Below are 762 nucleotides of genomic sequence, written 5' to 3' on the forward strand. Positions count from 1 at the left end.
CTTTTAACCTTAAAAAAATAATTGTTTTGCCATGATTAAAATCACAGCTAAAGGCGAGATATATCTTACAAAAAAATACCAACACTCAAAGTATTTACCCCTCATATAAGGATAAAATAAAGTTTGTAAAGCTTCTTTTTTAAGCACAAAACCTACAAAGATTGCACCAAATAATCCACCTAAAGGCATCATTAAATTTGAAGCAATAAAATCTAATATATCAAAAAAACTTTTTCCAAAAAATTCTAAAGAATCTTTACTCCACTCAATTCCTGATAAAATACATAAACTTCCCAAAAAATACACAATGAAAGCTATAAAAATCAAAGCTTTTTTTCTTGTAAAATTATAAGAATTGATTAAATAAAAGGTTAAAGGTTCTATCATGGAAACTGCTGAAGTAATCCCTGCAAAAAACAAAGCTATAAAAAAAGCCACAGCTAAAATATTTCCCAAAGGTAAAAAGCCAATTGGGTCAATATTTGAAAACAAACTCATCAAAGATACAAAAATTAAACCTGGACCTTGTTGAGCTGGATCTCCATTAAATTCAAATATGAAAGTAAATACAATAAGTCCCATCATAATACCAATAATAATATTAATAATGATAATGTTAATAGTGCTTGTAATAAAATTTGTTTTATCAGATAAACTTGCAGAATAAGTTATAATCGAACCAACTCCAATAGATAAAGAGAAGCAAGCAAGCCCCAATGCACTTAAAAATGCTCCTACACTAAGCTTAGAAAAGTCCGGAGA

General features: G+C 28.2%; 1 protein-coding gene. It reads right to left on the minus strand.

Annotation, left to right across the window (positions count from 1 at the left end):
* Window positions 1–9 precede the first annotated feature (9 nt).
* Window positions 10–762, minus strand: a 753-nt coding sequence (locus E2O22_RS07805) for an SLC5/6 family protein (RefSeq protein WP_508619271.1), incomplete at its 5' end; no start/stop codon positions are given.

The organism is Campylobacter lari (genome assembly GCF_004357905.1).
Taxonomy (GTDB): Bacteria; Campylobacterota; Campylobacteria; order Campylobacterales; family Campylobacteraceae; genus Campylobacter_D; species Campylobacter_D lari_D.